The 16,515-nt window shown below is 54.2% G+C and carries 17 protein-coding genes and 1 pseudogene; 3 read left to right on the plus strand and 15 right to left on the minus strand.

Annotation, left to right across the window (positions count from 1 at the left end; all coding sequences use genetic code 11):
- Window positions 1-60: 60 nt before the first annotated feature.
- A complete protein-coding gene (locus tag ABEA66_RS04480; RefSeq protein ID WP_345586452.1) occupies window positions 61-2,253 on the plus strand; it encodes a transglycosylase domain-containing protein in 2,193 nt (730 codons plus the stop codon).
- Between the two features lie 90 nt (window positions 2,254-2,343).
- Here the strand turns inward: ABEA66_RS04480 and ABEA66_RS04485 are convergent, their stop codons facing one another.
- Together ABEA66_RS04485 and ABEA66_RS04490 are read right to left on the minus strand one after the other, a co-directional pair.
- The gene (locus ABEA66_RS04485) at window positions 2,344-3,417 is read right to left on the minus strand and encodes a hypothetical protein (RefSeq protein ID WP_345586454.1); all 1,074 of its coding nucleotides are present in this window, start codon (window positions 3,415-3,417) and stop codon (window positions 2,344-2,346) included.
- Window positions 3,418-3,519: 102 nt separating this feature from the next.
- Window positions 3,520-4,062 (minus strand): hypothetical protein, encoded by a 543-nt coding sequence (locus ABEA66_RS04490; RefSeq protein ID WP_345586456.1) that lies wholly within the window; start codon window positions 4,060-4,062, stop codon window positions 3,520-3,522.
- 194 nt (window positions 4,063-4,256) lie between these two features.
- On the opposite strand from ABEA66_RS04490, the gene ABEA66_RS04495 reads away from it, so the two are divergent.
- The gene (locus tag ABEA66_RS04495; RefSeq protein ID WP_179136032.1) at window positions 4,257-4,415 is read left to right on the plus strand and encodes a hypothetical protein; all 159 of its coding nucleotides are present in this window, start codon (window positions 4,257-4,259) and stop codon (window positions 4,413-4,415) included.
- 186 nt (window positions 4,416-4,601) lie between these two features.
- Here ABEA66_RS04495 and ABEA66_RS04500 read toward each other — a convergent pair whose 3' ends face one another.
- The 8 genes from ABEA66_RS04500 to ABEA66_RS04535 form a co-directional block, all read right to left on the minus strand.
- Window positions 4,602-5,336, minus strand: a complete 735-nt coding sequence (locus ABEA66_RS04500; RefSeq protein ID WP_345586459.1) for a class I SAM-dependent methyltransferase — start codon at window positions 5,334-5,336, stop codon at window positions 4,602-4,604.
- Window positions 5,337-5,349: 13 nt separating this feature from the next.
- Window positions 5,350-5,925, minus strand: coding sequence for a DNA-deoxyinosine glycosylase (locus ABEA66_RS04505; RefSeq protein WP_256865367.1), 576 nt, complete (start codon window positions 5,923-5,925; stop codon window positions 5,350-5,352).
- Window positions 5,926-6,014: 89 nt separating this feature from the next.
- Window positions 6,015-6,923: a DMT family transporter gene (locus ABEA66_RS04510; protein WP_345586462.1), complete on the minus strand. Its 909-nt coding sequence runs from the start codon at window positions 6,921-6,923 to the stop codon at window positions 6,015-6,017.
- 158 nt (window positions 6,924-7,081) lie between these two features.
- Window positions 7,082-9,064, minus strand: a complete 1,983-nt coding sequence (locus tag ABEA66_RS04515; RefSeq protein ID WP_345586464.1) for a methyl-accepting chemotaxis protein — start codon at window positions 9,062-9,064, stop codon at window positions 7,082-7,084.
- Between the two features lie 114 nt (window positions 9,065-9,178).
- Window positions 9,179-9,520 (minus strand): hypothetical protein, encoded by a 342-nt coding sequence (locus ABEA66_RS04520; RefSeq protein ID WP_345586466.1) that lies wholly within the window; start codon window positions 9,518-9,520, stop codon window positions 9,179-9,181.
- Window positions 9,521-9,615: 95 nt separating this feature from the next.
- A complete protein-coding gene (locus ABEA66_RS04525) occupies window positions 9,616-10,821 on the minus strand; it encodes a class I SAM-dependent methyltransferase (RefSeq protein ID WP_345586468.1) in 1,206 nt (401 codons plus the stop codon).
- Window positions 10,822-11,092: 271 nt separating this feature from the next.
- Window positions 11,093-11,542, minus strand: a complete 450-nt coding sequence (locus ABEA66_RS04530; protein ID WP_345586470.1) for a Dps family protein — start codon at window positions 11,540-11,542, stop codon at window positions 11,093-11,095.
- A 134-nt stretch (window positions 11,543-11,676) separates the two neighbouring features.
- Window positions 11,677-11,922, minus strand: coding sequence for a hypothetical protein (locus tag ABEA66_RS04535; RefSeq protein ID WP_079911142.1), 246 nt, complete (start codon window positions 11,920-11,922; stop codon window positions 11,677-11,679).
- A gap of 271 nt (window positions 11,923-12,193) precedes the next feature.
- Here ABEA66_RS04535 and ABEA66_RS04540 point away from each other — a divergent pair, with 271 nt between their 5' ends.
- Complete coding sequence (locus tag ABEA66_RS04540; RefSeq protein ID WP_345586472.1) at window positions 12,194-12,694, plus strand: DUF2231 domain-containing protein; 501 nt, start codon at window positions 12,194-12,196, stop codon at window positions 12,692-12,694.
- 78 nt (window positions 12,695-12,772) lie between these two features.
- Here ABEA66_RS04540 and ABEA66_RS04545 read toward each other — a convergent pair.
- From ABEA66_RS04545 to ABEA66_RS04565, 5 genes and pseudogenes are all read right to left on the minus strand, one after another.
- Window positions 12,773-13,455 (minus strand): annotated as a pseudogene (locus tag ABEA66_RS04545) (class I SAM-dependent methyltransferase).
- Window positions 13,456-13,563: 108 nt separating this feature from the next.
- A complete protein-coding gene (locus ABEA66_RS04550; RefSeq protein WP_425571475.1) occupies window positions 13,564-14,217 on the minus strand; it encodes a serine/threonine protein kinase in 654 nt (217 codons plus the stop codon).
- 21 nt (window positions 14,218-14,238) lie between these two features.
- Window positions 14,239-15,120: an SMP-30/gluconolactonase/LRE family protein gene (locus ABEA66_RS04555; RefSeq protein WP_345586476.1), complete on the minus strand. Its 882-nt coding sequence runs from the start codon at window positions 15,118-15,120 to the stop codon at window positions 14,239-14,241.
- 198 nt (window positions 15,121-15,318) lie between these two features.
- Window positions 15,319-15,603, minus strand: a complete 285-nt coding sequence (locus ABEA66_RS04560) for a hypothetical protein (protein ID WP_079911147.1) — start codon at window positions 15,601-15,603, stop codon at window positions 15,319-15,321.
- Between the two features lie 104 nt (window positions 15,604-15,707).
- Entirely contained in the window at window positions 15,708-16,511 is an 804-nt protein-coding gene (locus tag ABEA66_RS04565) for a M48 family metallopeptidase (protein ID WP_345586480.1), read from the minus strand.
- Between the last annotated feature and the right edge of the window lie 4 nt (window positions 16,512-16,515).

Raw genomic sequence — 16,515 nt, forward strand, 5'->3', positions numbered from 1 at the left:
TACTATGCGACAGTTTGTATTGCTCGCCATATCCAGTTTTTGTAGCGAGGGGTTTACTTCATGACATCAAAACAACCTTCTTTACTAGCGCTGCTGCGAAAGAGACTGCGGCGCAAATGGGCAGGAAAGAACGCAGCACGAAATACCTCCGTTTCGAAGCAAACGAACAGGATGGAACAACCGGCCCCGGATGAAAGCCGGGGTCTGCAGCAGCCCAAGCGGCCGAAGCGTGCCCGGCGCCGATTCGGACGGATCGCGCTATGGCTTGCCGGGATTATGGCGGTAGCCTGCGGCATAGCAGCATTTGCAGCCGCGCAGTGGGTTCGCAGCCTCGATATCAGCAAGCTGGAGAACCCTCTGCCCGAGCCGACGCTGATCTATGACCGGAACGGCAAGCCGGCTTCCCAGCTGTCATCCTCCCGTATCGTCCCGGTATCGCTGGACCAAATCCCGCTCGATCTGCGCAATGCGGTCATCGCGGTGGAGGACCGCCGGTTTTATGAGCATTCGGGGATCGATCTCTGGTCCACGGCCCGCGCTCTGGTTCGCGATGTAATGTCCGGCGAAATGAAGGAAGGCGGCAGCACGCTGACCCAGCAGCTGGCCAAAAACTTATTCCTTCAATCGGATAAGACGTTAAGCCGCAAGCTGAAGGAAGCCGGCTACGCTCTTAAAATCAATACCGTATACAGCAAGGATGAAATATTAGAGCTGTATTTAAACAGCATTTATTTCGGGGAAGGCCGCTGGGGCGTCGAGGGCGCGGCTCAGGAATACTTCGCGAAGCCCGTGCAGGAGCTGAGCCTGGCCGAGTCTGCTCTGCTGGCCGGCCTGCCCAAGGCTCCCACGGCCTATTCGCCGGCCAAAAATATGCAAAAGGCGCTGGATCGGCGCAATCTCGTCTTATCGCTGATGAAGGAGCAGAACTTCATTACGGAGGCCGCCTATGAACAGGCCGTCGCTCAGCCGATCGTGCTGAAGCAGCACAATGAGGAATCGCTAAAGGGCAAATACCCTTCCTATGTCGATTATGTCATCCAGGAGGCGGCGGATCTGTACGGCTTTACGGAGGAGCAGGTGCTGACCACCGGGCTCCGCATCTACACCGACCTTGATCCGCAGGTTCAAGAGGCGGCTCAGGATGTGTACGCGAGCGACGCCTTGTTCCCCGAGAGCAAGCCGGATCAGCTGATCCAGAGCGGCGTGGTCATTATGGACCACAAGACCGGAGGCATCCGGGCGCTGGTCGGCGCCCGCGGACCGCAGGTCTACCGCGGCTTCAACCATGCGACGCAGCTGAAGCGGCAGCCCGGCTCGTCCTTCAAGCCGCTGGCGGTGTACGGCCCCGCTCTGGAGCAGGGCTATATCCCGAGCTCTCCGCTTTATGACGGAGACCTCGATATCGCCGGTTACCGTCCCAAGGACTGGGACGGTCAGACCCGCGGGCAGGTCACGATGCGGGAAGCCATTATGCGCTCGTGGAACATCCCCGCCGTATGGCTGATGAACGAGATCGGCATCGATGCGGGGATGGACTTTGCCCGCCGGGCAGGCATAGCGCTTGGGCCTGCCGACCGCTCTTTGAGCATCGCCCTCGGCGGCTTGTCCGAGGGCGTGTCGCCCTTGCAGATGGCGCAAGCGTTCGGCGCCATCGCCAATCTCGGCGTGCGGCAGCAGGCGCACGCCATCGTGAAGGTAACGACCAAGGAGGGCTACCCCTTGGTCGAAGCACAGGCGCAGCCGGCCGCGGTCACGAAGCCAGCGACCGCCTACACCCTGACTTTACTGCTGCAGGATGCAGTCAAGTCAGGTACGGGTCAGGCCGCCGCGCTCGGGCGGCCGACCGCAGGCAAGACGGGCACGACGCAGCTGCCCGACACCAAGGAATTCGCCGACATCGGAGCCAACGGCATCAAGGATGCCTGGTTCGTCGGCTTCACGCCCGAGCTGACCGCAGCCATCTGGCTCGGCTACGATCAGACGGACAAGAACCACTATCTGATGACCGGGGGAGCGGTCCCCGCCGCGCTGTTCAAGGAAATCATGTCCCGCGCGCTGCGCGATGTGCCCGTGACTCCGTTCACGGTGCCGGCCGATTACGTTCCCGAGCCGGACCCGCAGAGCACCTGGCTTCAATCCGTACAGGAAAAGCTCGGCATCGGTAAACAGGAGACGCCTTTCAAGCCCGGCCCCAAGGGGAAAGAGATTGACCCCGGGAAAGGCAAGGGCAAAGGCAAGCCGAAGGAGCATTAACCCATGACAAAAACCCCGCTTACAGCGCTTCGTCTTTATGACTAGGCCTGCTTGTTAGCGGGGTTTTTCCTTACCTGTTAAAGCAAAGCATCAATCATCATCATGACCGTTACGTCCCTTGTCCTGATGCTTTTCTTTTTCCTTCTCCTTCTCCTTGTCCTTGCCTTTTCCGTTATCCTTCGGCTTTTCCTTCTCGTTTCCTTTAGCCTTGGATTCCTGAGGCGAAGAGTTCGCTGCTTTATCCAGCCATTTCACATCCAGCTTCCATTCCGGGGATGTGTTTTTAAGCTGAAACTCCGAAGCAATTTTTTGCTTCAAGGAAGCCTCGAACGATTTGGCGTCAGAAGGAACCCCCTTCATCAGCAGCTGAATGAACGAGTCCGCCTCGGCGCCCTCGAGATGAATGATGGAGCGGTCGTTCGTCTGCAGGAACATCTCACTCTTCGATGGGCCCGACGAACCCGGCTTGGCCGGCTCCTGCTTGACCTTAAGCTCGAACTCGCGGCTCTTCCATTCAAAGGACAGTTTCTCCCAAGCCTTGGCTGAAGATGAACCGCTTGTTCCTGGCGTGCCGACGCTGGCGGTGTCCTTCCCTGTACTCGCATTGGACCCCGGCGTCGACTTCGAACCGGAAGCCGTCGCTGACGATGATGCAGTCGGGGCTGCAGGAGTACCTTGCGGAGCCGCTGCACCGGAAGTCCCTGCTTCCGCCGGCGCTGTCGGCGTCTTGGCGCCGGGCCCGGCGCTTGCCTCTGCGCTGTCGCCCGTCGCTGGCGAAGTAGGGCTGCCTTGGGAAGCCGAATCGTTGGATTCCTGGCCGGCCGAAGCCTGCGCCGACTCTTGAGCGCTGGCGGCTTTAATATAGGCAGCCTGATCCTTGCTGTTTAAAATAATGTCTACCGTATCCCCCGGCTGAAGATCCGCCAGAGCTGACTTTTGCATATTACGATATACCCATACCGCAGCAGAAACCGGATAAGCTGCTTCCTGCCCGCCAGTACTCACGACGAGCCGCTTGCCCCCATCCTCTACGCGGACAAACTGCCCCTTCGTTTCCTTCGATATTTCAGCCGATACCGGCCGTTCCGACAAGCCGAAAGCACCGTACGAAATGCCTCCGAGCACCAAACAACCGACAATAATCCATATGAGCCTTTTTCTCATAGTCCCCTCCTATAGGTCATCATGTCTTATCTAGTCCCTATAGGTTTCGTAATGATCTCCGCTTTTCGGGGAACATCGGGGATTTTTTCGATGATGGACCCGCTATTGCACGGCGTCCCACCTGTGGTCCGTGGTCTGCAGCCGGGGATGAAGCTCGGATGGGCTGGCCCCCGCAGGCATATCGATCCATAGACGGACCTTCTTGATCCAGGGCTCGAACGATTCGAAGGACGCCAGCTTATTCGCCATGTCCTGCGTTACCCATATGAAATGAGGCCCGGGGTACTTATCGGCCAAATAACGGAATGCGGTATCGGCGGGCGTGTACTTTTTGCGTTTGCCCTCGAACCGTTCGATAACCGTCTCCGTCTCCGAAGGAAGCCTCTCCAGCAAAGCCTCCAGCTCCTCTACCCGTCGAAAATAAGGCGCGGCCTCCCGGTCCCCCATCCGTTTGAGCGTCTCCTCATGCAAAGGATAGAACACGAGCCTGGCTACCGTTTTTTCCTCCGCCATGTGAACTAGTGCAGCCATCTGCTGCTCCCCGAACGTCTCGAAGCTGTCGTATACCCATACCGTACCCCGCTTAGCTTTACGTTCATCTTCCGGCATATAGCCGAAAGGCACACTGCTTGCTTGTCTCGCCATGCTGGTTCCCCCATCTATTGGAAATGATCGTTGTTAGCCTTAGTATACCATCCGCCTCTGTAAACATTCCCGCAATAAGGAATAAATGTCCTCTTTCCAGGCAAGCTTAAGAACAGCTTACTGCCTTCGGCACGGGCGTATCCGCGCTGCTCGGGAAAGAAAGCCAAGTATACAAGGAAATGGAGAGAGATCGAATGTCGGAAAATAAAAAGCATCAAGGAAACTACGAGGGAACCGCCTCCATGAAAGCGGAAAATCAGGATATGGAGTTCGTGAATGATACGGTGGAGGACGTGAAAACGACCAAAAACTTAAACGGAGCCATTTTCAAGGATTCGGCTGAGGAAGAGTAAGCAGGATATCTGCCGTTCGGTATCCTGACTTTGAAATGAACCAAACGGTTAGCGCTAGCTTACGATGTCATTAGGAGAATTCCCCGTCTGCGGCGGAGCCGATTCAGCCTATGTGGTGTCACCAAAATAAGAGGATGAGGGATTCCCGAAGGAATACCTTCATCCTCTTTTGCCAGAGAACCCGGGTTATAGTTTTACGGCGGATATCAGAAGAAACATCGGTCTTCGCAATTCATCCTTTATTTCAGGACCAGTATCCATAAGCCTTGGGTCCGGTTCAGGCTCCACCAGCTCCCTGATCTGGAACCCCGATCGGATTAATTGATTGATGTATGACGTCAGCGTCCTGTGGTATTTTGTGACTTTCTCGCCCAAAAACCGGGTATGACGCATGCCTTCTGCAAAATACTGGTCTACCGGCCAGAACATCCTCTGGCCCAGCTCATCGTAGTGCCAATCCTGCTTCTCATGGGCGGTGAACACCGGATGCTCGACCGAGAAAACAAACGCGCCCCCGCTTGTGAGACACCGGTTTACTTTGCGGCAAATCTCCTCGAAGGACTGAATATAGTGGAATGCCAGCGAGCTGAAGACGACATCAAAGCTATTCTCCGGAAAATCAATATCTTCAATTGGCAATTGCAGGTATTGAATAGAGTCTGACTGCGTCATACGCTTCGCCTCCCGGAGCATTCGTTCCGAAATATCGACGCCGGTGACCTGCTTCGCCCCTTGCTCGATTGCATAACGGCAATGCCAGCCATAACCGCAGCCCAAATCCAAAACCCGCTGATTCCGCAAGTCCGGAAGCATTCTTTTTACTGCATGCCACTCTCCCGCAGCATCCAGGCCTCCGATGGAACGGGCCATTTGACTATATTGTTGAAAAAACGCGTGATCATCATATTTGTTTTCTTTCATCTTGAAGACCTCCTTACCGTAGGTTAAACGTGTCGGCAGCCGTCGCTTCCTCTCTGAGTATGGCCCAGGATTCCAGCTTGGCCTCGAATGACAAGGTCCTCGCAGGGCTAGTGGAGGGCAGCACCATGTACGAGAGATGCTCCCCAATGCCAAGCTCCTTCAGCTTCGGCAGCACCCTCTTCCGGTACAGCTCGCCGGCGGCCTGCCCGTTGAAGAAGACTCGGCTTACTTGAGGGTACTTCCGAAACAACCATCCGAAGTCATTCGGCTCTGGATGGCGGATGTTCGTATCCAGGCTGCCCTCCCGCTCGCAGGAGGCCAGCACGTCCCATAGACCAATCCCATGCGATAAAGCAAACGCAAGCCGCTCCTCGTAGCTCTCGCTCGGGCTTACCTGCTGTCCCTGATGAGCCGTCGTCTGGGAGCCGAATAGGGTATACAGCAGCCTCCAGAAATGATTCCGCGGATGCCCGTAATATTGCTGCTTGGTTAAGGACAGCGCGCCCGGCATGGAGCCGAGCACAATCGTCCGGCATGATGCATTCATCACGGGTGGCAGCCCGATAAGACGATCTTCTTCTCTATTCACGTAGATCCTTATCTCCTTTCACCACGGCTGCGATCCGATTACGACCGATATCATCTCTATTGTTCCCTGTTTCCTGCCGCTAGCCGCCTCTAGGCTTCAAGCCGCTTGCTTTGATCGAGCTTGACCCTTTGCTTCAGAGGCCAGTTCAGCAGCAGCAGCCCGGCCATGAAAACGCCCGCCCCGCCTATAATATAGACAGTAATAGGATCATGAAAAAATAAATATGACCATGCTATCGTGAACAGGACTCCGCTGTTGCTGACAATGACGGCAACAGCAAAGCTCACTCTTTTGAGTGCCTGCGCGAACCAGTTGAAGCTTAGCCCGGTTATGAGCCCGAGCCCGAGCAGGGCTGCAATCGCCCATCCGTTCACCGGCCCTGTCGCATGGGCTTGTACCGGCAGCGGAAGCGCCATAAGCAGCGAGCACCAGAAAAAGACGGAGAAGTTCATATTTTCCGCATCCATCGATTGAATCAGCATTTTCTGGCTTAATACGTGGAAGGTTGTGCCGACCGCGGAGAAAATAAACAGAACGGTCGTCAAGCCGTTGCTCGCCAGCATCTGATGCAGCGGAAGCCCGTTCCAGCTGATCATCAGCACGCCTCCGATACAAAGACCCGCCGCCGCCCATCCGCGAGCCGAGACGCGCTCCTTAAAGTAAAAGGCCGAAACCAGCAGCAAAATCACGGTCTGGATCGGCCCTACCAAGATATTGCCATATGAATAGCCGATCGATAGGGCCAGGTTTTCGAAGAAATAGTTGCAGCTTTTGCCAAGCGCCCCAAGCCATATCCACTTCATATTGCCGCGAAGCTTGATTCGCCCGTCCTTCAAAAGCAGTAAAATGCCTAAAAAAACAATCCCTAACGCAAACCGTGCAAAGGTAATCGTCGTACTATCGACCATCCCCGATGCCGTCTTCACCAGGATCCCGACAAAGCTCCAGGATAACGTCGCCAAAAAAAGCAGGAAATACCCCACGCTGCCACACCTCATTCGTCCTCTTGACCCGCTCTGTCTTTCGGCATGCCGAGTCTGATTCTTGTCCGCTTCGATTTTACGTAGCTATTGTACCACAGCCCTGGGATGCCGTAACGATGAATATGAAGTTCGGCAGATCCGTATTTGGCGAAAAAAAAGAAACCGCGGGCGGTTTAAAACTTAAACCTGCCCACGGTTTCACTCAATTGCCCCTCGGCTGAACGAAGCGCATCCGATAGAGCCCGGGTTTCCTCCGATTCCTGGAGCTGCCGTTGTGATGCTTCAGCTACCTGGTGCGCATTCTCCGATGCCGATCCGGCGATTCTCGCCATTTCCTCGATGCCCGCGGTCACTTCCTCCGTACCGGCCGTCATTTGCTCGGCAGCAGCGGACACTTCCTCCATCTGCCCGGAAATGCTGCGGATCATGTCGACCATGCTCCCAAGCACCCGGCGAACCTCTTCAACCTGAAGAACTCCAAGCTCAACGTCCTTCCCGCCCTGCTGCATGGCCAGCACGGCGGCTTTCATGGTGGTTTGTATGCCTTCGACCATCTCGTGAATTTGCCCGGCGGAGGCCTCCGATTGATCGGCCAGCTTGCGTACTTCCCCGGCAACAACGGCGAAACCTTTGCCATGCTCTCCCGCCCGGGCCGCCTCAATCGCCGCATTGAGCGCAAGCAGCCCCGTCTGGGAGGCGATTCCCGAAATCACATGCGCCATCTCGCCCACAACCTGCATCCCTTCCTCCAGCTTGTGAATAGCCTCGGCTACCTTGCGGGCAGATTCATTCATCGTGCCCATCTGCTCCATCGCCTTCTCGGACGAATGGCCGCCCTGATCGGCCTCCTCAACGAGACGTTTTGTAGCCTCCGTCACATGCGAGGATGCTTCGGCAATGCGCTGAATACCTCCAGCCATCTCCTCCATCGCTTTGGCGCTGTCCTCAGCCCCGGAAGCCTGATTCTCGGCGCCGGCTGCCATTTCCCGAACGGTACGCGATATATCGGAGGCCATAGCGGTTGATTGGGCTGCGCTCTCCGTCAGCTTGCCGGATATATCCCCTATCCGGCCCGACATGCCATGCACCGTACCGATTATGCCTTGAAGATGGGCGATAAACCGGTTCACCTCTTCCGCCAGCTGTCCCATCTCATCCTTTCCTTTTACCGGAATCCGGTAGGTCAAATCGGCCTCATGGGAGTTCAGGTTGGCCGTTGCCCGAAGGACGAACCGCAGCTTGCGTGCAACAATCAAACGGGATAACACGAACAAAAGAAGGAGCATGCCCGCATACAGCAGCCCGAATGCGCCGCCCATCAGCATACGCTGCTTGGCCACCAAGGCGTCGGACCCTTCCTTGGATAAGGCGACGCGGACGCCGCCCCAATGCTTGCCTTCGATTGTAAGCGGGTACGAAATATTCCACGTTTCCACGATCTTGCCCTCGAGATTGCGGGGGTATTTCTGCAGCAGTGCCTTGGACGTGTCTTTGGTTGCGGCAGACCGGTATCCGGTCTCATCATTGAAGACCCGGTTGCCCCGGTACTTTTGACTCAACAGGCCTGTGGCCCCCCATGAATCCTTGGATGCCTCGCCCTGCGGACTGTATTTGCTGTTATGCGTTGCCGTATAGCCGACGAAGTCCGGATGATCCGAATACATCGATGGAATAGCAAAGATGACGTTATCGTCCGTCAGGAAGCTATCGATCACCGCCTGCCAGCGATCATCGGTATATTCGTCGAAAGCGCTTGTATATTTAAGCTCATATTGCGCAAGCGGAACGGAACGGCCGTCAAACAGCAGCTGCTTGCCTTCCGCATAAGCCGGGTCCTTCGAGCGCTTCTGCGCTTCCTGCTGGCTTTCCGGCACGACCGTCAGCGTATCATTGAATAAACGGCTCTTCAGCTCTTCTCCCGTCAGCCTTGTTCCATTCCTCAAGACAACGCCGTTGCGAATGTCATCTTCGGTGACGCTCTGCAGGGTCTTGGAGAGCGCCACTGCCAGGCTGTTCCCTTTATCCAGCAGCTGTGCTTCCGCATCCTTGTTTATCTCATGCCACTCGACGGCATAGATTCCCGCCATCAGCGCCAGTAGGATGATCCCGGTATACGCCATAAACTTGCCTGTTAGAGATACGAAGCCTTTAGCCATAAAATCCCCCCATGCCCTATGGATTAATTTTCCACCATTATACATGGTTTTTTGGGGATAAAGGCCTACCATCACGTACAAAATATGACATTTTCAGCAACAAACCGACATCCGTTAGACGAATCGTCTCCACAGAAGCATAAGCAGCATAACCGCAACAAAAACTCCTAAGACAACAAAAAAGGCCTTTAGAAACCCAACGATAAACGATGGCTCCTGCTTACGGTCCGGATCCCGGTCCAGCCAATCCCGCACCCATAATACGGCCACCGTACCCAAAGAGGCGCCGCAGGCCCAGCGGAGCAGCTTCAGCACATATTCTCTCATGGGCAATAATTCCGTTACGGTCGATGAAGCGCTTCTGGAGACGGTTATCTGATCGTCACACAGCAGGACGGCCAGGAACAGTCCGATGATGAAGCCGTATAAACCGCCTTTCACCAGCTTGGTTTCCAATGTTTCCTCCCCCTCGTATAAAAAATAATGAGCCCCTTCGATCTTTCGTCTTGGGAGCTCATCTCTTGGTTGTAAAGTTTTTTAGATTATCCGCTTTATTGGGCACTAGCGGCATAGGCGTTCCATAACGGCCGCAGCTCAGGCTCCAGCGCACGCTCCAGGTAGGGATCGGCCCCAAGGAAGCTCCGGTAGTCCACATAGCTGCGGACCATGGCCGACAGCTCCGCTTCCGCAGGCCGTTTTCCCTTGACGGCCCGAATCAGTACATTTTTGGGCGTATGCTCCATATCGATGAATTCCAGCAGCTGCGTCTTGTAGCCTACGATATCGAGCAGCTTGGCCCGAATGGCGTCCGTAGCCAGCGCAGCGAACCGTTCCTTCAAAATCCCGTGCTGCAGCAGAGGCTGAAGCACCTGATTCTGCAGCTGACGGAACAGCTCATGCTGACAGCAGGGCACGGACAAAATAACGTCGGCCTGCCAGCGGACCGCCTTTTCCAGAGCCGCATCCGTCGCCGTGTCGCAAGCATGCAGCGTCACGACCATATCGACCCGGTCCAGTTCGTTATACTGGGCGATGTCCCCTACGAGAAACTGCAAGCGGTCATAGCCGAAGTCTTCGGCAAGCTTGCTGCAATGCCGGATGACATCCTCCTTGAGATCCAGACCGATCACCCGGATATCGAGTCCCTGTACTTCTTTCAAATAATGATAGAGGGCGAAGGTGAGATACGATTTGCCGCAGCCAAAGTCGACGATGTTCAGCGTCCGGTCTTTTGACAGATGAGGCACTACATCCGCGATCATCTCGACAAAGCGGTTGATTTGGCGGAACTTGTCATACTTCTTGGCGAGCACCTTGCCCTCCGCGTTCATAATCCCCAGCTCGACCAAAAATGGAACCGGGGTCCCTTCCTCGAGCACGTAATTCTTTTTACGATTGTGGGATAGCTCTGCTGCAGGCTTCTTGGTCGGCGGCTTCTTTAAAATACCGGCCTTCCCCTTCTTGCTGATCAGTACCTGGTAGTCCGCTTCCACTGCTTGCAGCAGCGCCTGACGGAACGACACTGTCAGCATCTGCTCTATTCGTTCAGCGGCTTCCTCGGGCACAACATTATCATGCAGCACTTTGCTGCCGCAGTAGGAGCTGAATTGATAATGAAGCTTGCCCTTCAGCTCCAGCGGCTTCACGACAACCTTGGTGCAGCCCTGTGGATCCTTGGTGCGAACCTGGCTTAAGGTCGCTTGTATGAGCGAGCGCTGTTGGATAAGATCGTTCAATAGCGATGCTATGGATTGCATAAATGGTCATTCTCCGTTCCGATGGGTAAGTAAGGTCATGGCTATTTTTAGGAAGCAGGCCGCGATCCGTCCGGGCTCTTCCTGACCGAATCAGGCCCCCCGGCAAAGTCCGGTTGATTCGCCAGCATGACCATGATGGTTAGTAGTAATTATACCTAATTTGCCCACAGGAATGCGAGCAGGAACATTCGCCGCTTGAATCAGCGATAACATAGCTCCATTAGAAAAGAAAAAGCGCCGCATTCCGCAGCGCTCATTCCTTTTCCCTCCATTATTGCACGAACGATTTCAGCATCCACACATGCTTCTCCAGGCTCGCTTGTATGCCCAGCAGCAGATCGGAGGTCGACTCGTCTCCCGCCTCTTCCGCGGCTTCCATACCTTCCTGAAGCTCTTTGTTTACGGTATTGAAATCCTCGATCAGCTGAGAAACCATTTCCTCGGCCTTTTCTTTGCCGCTGGCCTCCTTGATAGAGGAATCCTGCAGCATTTCCTTCATCGTAGCTACGGGCTTTCCTTGAATCGTGAGCAGGCGCTCGGCCACCGCATCGAAATGAAGCGTCACTTCGTTATACAGCTCTTCGAATTTGACGTGCAGCGTAAAGAAATGAGGTCCCTTAACATACCAGTGATAGTTATGGAGCTTCATATATAATACACCGAAGTTGGCTACCTGCTTGTTCAATACTTTTTCAATCGATACGGTTGTAGCTGTAGACATATGGGTCACGCTCCTTTTTAGATCATTGGAATAGGATATTTTTGCTCACAATGGAATTACCCTTCTTAAGGAAGGTTGAAACGCGGCAGTAAGCTTTCACTTCAGCTCCGATGCACGCAGTGGCCTTCCGCTTTCTATTTATCGCTTTGGTCGATATGGAGCCTTGGCTTGGTATTGCCCTTGGTATTCTTGTACAGCTCTTGCTCCTCGCTCTCGAGAGGCAAGCTGACCAGCTCCCATTCGGTTTGGCCCATCATAGGATCGTAAGGAAACTCATCCCCCCGCTTCAGCGTCTCCTCGCGTCCCCATTCATTCTCATATATACCGTCTGTTTCGACTTCGTCACTGGATACAGGCTTCATGCTTTTATCGTTTGCCATAGATGCCAAAACCCTCCTTGATGTTGAACTCGGACGTTATTATACCCTTATCCCCCGGGATCTATGATGCGGAAATGACGGTGAAAGGCCGGTCGAGGCGGCGTAAAAACTTTAAGTTTATTTTCAGGTTTCCATAAAGTGGTTCTGCTACAATGATCTCAAACACTACTCTATGTAGTGTATAATCGCTTCAGAAGGCGGGTGTATTCGAAGGCAGCTGATACTTAGAGAAGGCTAGTAGTGCATTATATTAGATGAGAGGATGAGAGCGATGGATTATCTTATGAAAAATATGCATTTTATTTTTATCCATATTCCGATTGCCATGTTAATTTTCAGCTTCGTCTTCGACATCCTGGCTGTCGCCTTGAAGAAGAAGGATTGGCATACCGCCGCTATCCTTTGCTTGGTCGTAGGAACTCTGGGAGCGATCGCTGCGGTCTGGACCGGTCCGGACATCCCCAATCCTGCCATCCAGAAGCATGCGCTGTACGGAAAAATCACGATGGTGCTGTTCATTCTCTTAACAGCCCTGCGCTTATGGTTTCACTGGAGAAAGAAGGCCGAAACCGGGAGCCGGCCCGCTTATTTGGCTGCCGCCTTTATCGGGGTGCTGCTCGTGTCCTATACGGGGCATCTGGGAGGGCAAATGGTACATAAAGAAAAAGGCCCGATGCAGCGCCCCAACGGCCAGCCCGCCATGCAAGGAGGTCCTGTGACGAACGGCACCGCCCCCGCTTCCTCTCCGGCTTCAGGTAAGCCTGCTCCCTAATGGATAGCAGAAGCTTTTTTTCTTCACCCACACAAAAATCCCCCTCGCTTCTTCCAGTAAGCACAGGGGGAGTAAGTCTTATAACATATATCGGGCTGCATAATGCTGTATCAATTCCTCTTTACGCTGCAAAACGGGCAGGAAGGACTCAGGCACCCCTTTCGGAAAAAGTACCCCCAGGCCACTGCTGTGCGGGAATGACATATGCGGCAGCACTGATAATGCATCCCACAGCTTATATATACACCAAAGTCGGCAAGACGCGCCACAATATCATGGAACAAGATGATGCCATTGGGCGCTATCTTCGGATACCAGGTTTGAAAGTCATGAAGCACCGCTTCATAGGTATGATATCCGTCAATATGCAGTAAATCGATGGAGCCGTCCGCGAACAAATCCAACGCCTGATCGAAGCTCCCGCGAATCAGCGTACCGATCTGGGGAAACTCCCTCGCTGTCACCACAGAAACATCAAGGTAGATATTTTCTCCATAAGCCCCTGTATGCAAATCTCCCTTCCATGTATCCACAGCATAGCAGCGGGTAGACAACCCCCCGTCCTTCACCGCCTGGCAAAAGCTGAAAAACGAGGTTCCATACAGGGTGCCCAGCTCCACAATCGTTCTGGGTTTGGCAAAGCGAACCAGATCATAGGCGAAGCGCCGATGCCCCGACCAGGCTCCATTTACCATGAATTCAAGGGGCAGCTCGGGGGCTGAATCCGCGATAAATACCGCATCGTGAAACTCCCAATCCATTGAAATGATCACCACTCTCACATTGATACAAGGATTGGGATATTGTATGAAGAATGGGACCGTCTTGGGAGGGCATATCGGCCGGAGGCCTGCCCATTTTGGCAGGCCTCAAGAATCCGAACCCGTACGCGCATGATCGTTGAACCAGCGGTAACCCTTCCTCACTGCAGTCAACAAAAACTCAGGAACGGGCATATGGTGCAGAACCGGGAAGTAAAACCGGTCGTAAGCGGCCTTCAAATCGTCCCACATACTGCAAGGCTCCTCCTTCAGGAAGTCCGACACGTCGACCACGATTCCCCGTCCGTCTTTCAGCATGACGTTTTTGCCGTGTACGTCGTGCGGATTCAGCCCTTTTCGCCTCGCGTAATCGAGAGCTGCATCAATATCGTCGATGACCCGCCGGGGGATCGGAATCCCCCTCAGGATGCAGTTATACAGCGTAATGCCGCTTAAGCGCCGCAGAATCAGATAGGAATCCCCGGCATAATAGCATTCCGAATAGGCAGGATGGCTCCCCAGCCGCCTGTATACCTCCGCCTCCGCTTCAAGCCCCGGACGGCCGGGAGCGTATACTTTTACCGCCATATCGCTATAGTCGGGGTGATATACAACCGCGGCATAATTGCCGGCTCCGAGCAGCTTCCACGGCTTCGGCACATGATGCACCTTAACAGGGTCATGGGAGTGCTCGCTTTCGATGCGAAGCGCGGGGAGCAGCTCCCGCTCCACTATGTTGACGAACGTTTGGATCATGTACATCAGCTCCTTGTTTGCTGACTGTCAGCCTCCGTACATACGAGTAGGAAGTCCAACTACTCCCGGCTTTACGCGAAATACTCCACCGGCGTGCGGCTGCTTGGCGAGCTCCTCCTCCGACAGCCCCGTGCGCGCGGTCGTGATATACAATTCATCCAACCGCTCCCCTCCGAATGTGCAGGAAGTGACGCGGGCTGCTGGCAGCGAAATCTTGCCGATTTGTTCGCCCGTTTGCGGATTCCAGCGGGATACCTGCCAGCCGCCCCATTGAGCCACCCACAGCATTCCCTCCGCATCCACTGTCATTCCGTCGGGGAAGCCGCCGCCTTCCGGTATGGTCACTACCGTTCGCGCCTGTCCCAAGCTTCCGCTTTCCACATCGTAATCATATGCAACGACCTTCTTGGTTGGCGAATCAATGTAGTACATCGTTCCGCCATCCGGGCTCCAACCGAGCCCGTTGGATACCGTGATGCCGTCAAGCACTTTGCGTACCCTCCGATCCTTTTCCAGAACATAGAGCGCTGCTATCGGCTCCTTCTCATCAAAGCTGAGCGTACCGGCCCAGAAACGGCCTGCCGCGTCGCATTTGCCGTCATTAAACCGGTTCTCCGTCTTGTCGCTCTCCGGATCATCAATGAACGTCAGCTGCTCCGTCTCCCAATCCAGCAGATAGAAGCCGTGCTGGAGCGCCAGCACAAGTCCGCCTTCCTGCCTCGGAACAACCGCTCCCACCATTTGATCAAGCGTGATCGTACGGTTCGTTCCTTGCTCAGGACAGTAAGCATGAAGCTGATTTTGCTTGATATCCACCCAGTATAACGTTCCGCTCCGGGAGTCCCAGCAGGGGCCTTCTCCCAAGGTGGCTTTTAGGTCTAGAACCAGTTCCGCTTGAGGCTGTGTCATCGCAGATTCCTCCATTCATATTTAAGCGTTCTCAATGTCCATTATTGCCTTTATTGTAGCATAGGAGACCGGGAGAAATCACGGGCAGCCCCGAAGCAGGCTCCTTGGCTTTCAAACCTATTCCATGCCAAAAAAAACCTGCAAGCCGGTCCTACCGGTCATTGCAGGTCTTGCTGATTGCTTGGTTGAGCGGTCCGCTCATCGGGTTTCCGTTTCTTCCGGGCTTTCCATTGGTGTCAGGCTTTGCAGCGCCGCCTGATCCTCTGCCAGATCCGCTCTAGCCTCCTCTACCGCCTTCTGATTATGGCTGAAGCCGGCCTGCTCCACTGCACGCTCCGCCCGCTCCACCGCCGTTTGAGCCTGCTCGATCAATTGCTCGCTCGGATGGCTTTGCGCCTGCGTAACCGCATGGTGAGCCGTCTTAACGGAGTTTTGCGCCTGGGAAATCGGGTTCTGCGATTGCAGACTGGAATCCTCTGTCATGGAAGATACCTCCTTAAGTCTTGGTTTTCATTCCTTGCTTACTATGGAACAAAAGGAGGTATTTTATGCCGATGAGCCCTTCTTCGCAAAGCCCGGCATCCGAATTATAATAACGCCGTCGGCTGATCTTCCGTTTCAAAGCGCTGCGACTGATAGCCGTACAAATAGGGATGCGCGTGAAAGCGTCCGATTTCGTTAATCCGCTTGGGCAATGGAGGATGGGTCGACATGAGCTCATACCATGCGACGAAAAAGCCCCTCTCTCTTGCACCCTGCTCCACATATTCGTTTATATTGACCCGGTTAAACAGCTGCTTCCCTATAGCAAGGATGGTTAAAGCCCGCACGGCCGCATTGGCATTTCCGGTATACGCCGTTGCAATACGATCGCAAGTAAACTCGCAGGAACGGGAATAGGCTTTCCCCAGAAAAGGAACCCACATCGCAGGCCAGATCAGCATATGCTTGTTGATATGCTTTCTTTGGATATGCGCAAGCTCATGGGCAATTACGAAGGTCAGCTCCTCGTCATTCCCCTGCTCGATCAATTCGAATATGTCCGAATATAAAATCACGAAATTTCGTCCCAGAAAGCGGGTTGCGAATGCATTCAGAACTCCCCCGGATTGAACGACAAACACGTCGGGCACCTTCGCGATCCCCATTTGCCGGCACAGCTCCTGCACTTTTTCATGCACTACGGGAAACTGGTTCGATGACAGCTTCACGCCCGAGCTGCGAATGCCTGCTACCAGCAGCCCATGCAATATGAGCGATACGATCAAGCCTATGATCAAATATGGAATCCCGATCATGGAAAAAATCAGACTGAGATAAATAAACACACTAACGCAGACACATATAATGAATAAAGCTGTTTCATTCTCATGTACCAACCTCGGATTCATTCTC

Origin of the sequence: Paenibacillus vulneris, assembly GCF_039543185.1 — a bacterium.
In the GTDB taxonomy this organism is placed as follows: Bacteria; Bacillota; Bacilli; order Paenibacillales; family NBRC-103111; genus Paenibacillus_S; species Paenibacillus_S vulneris.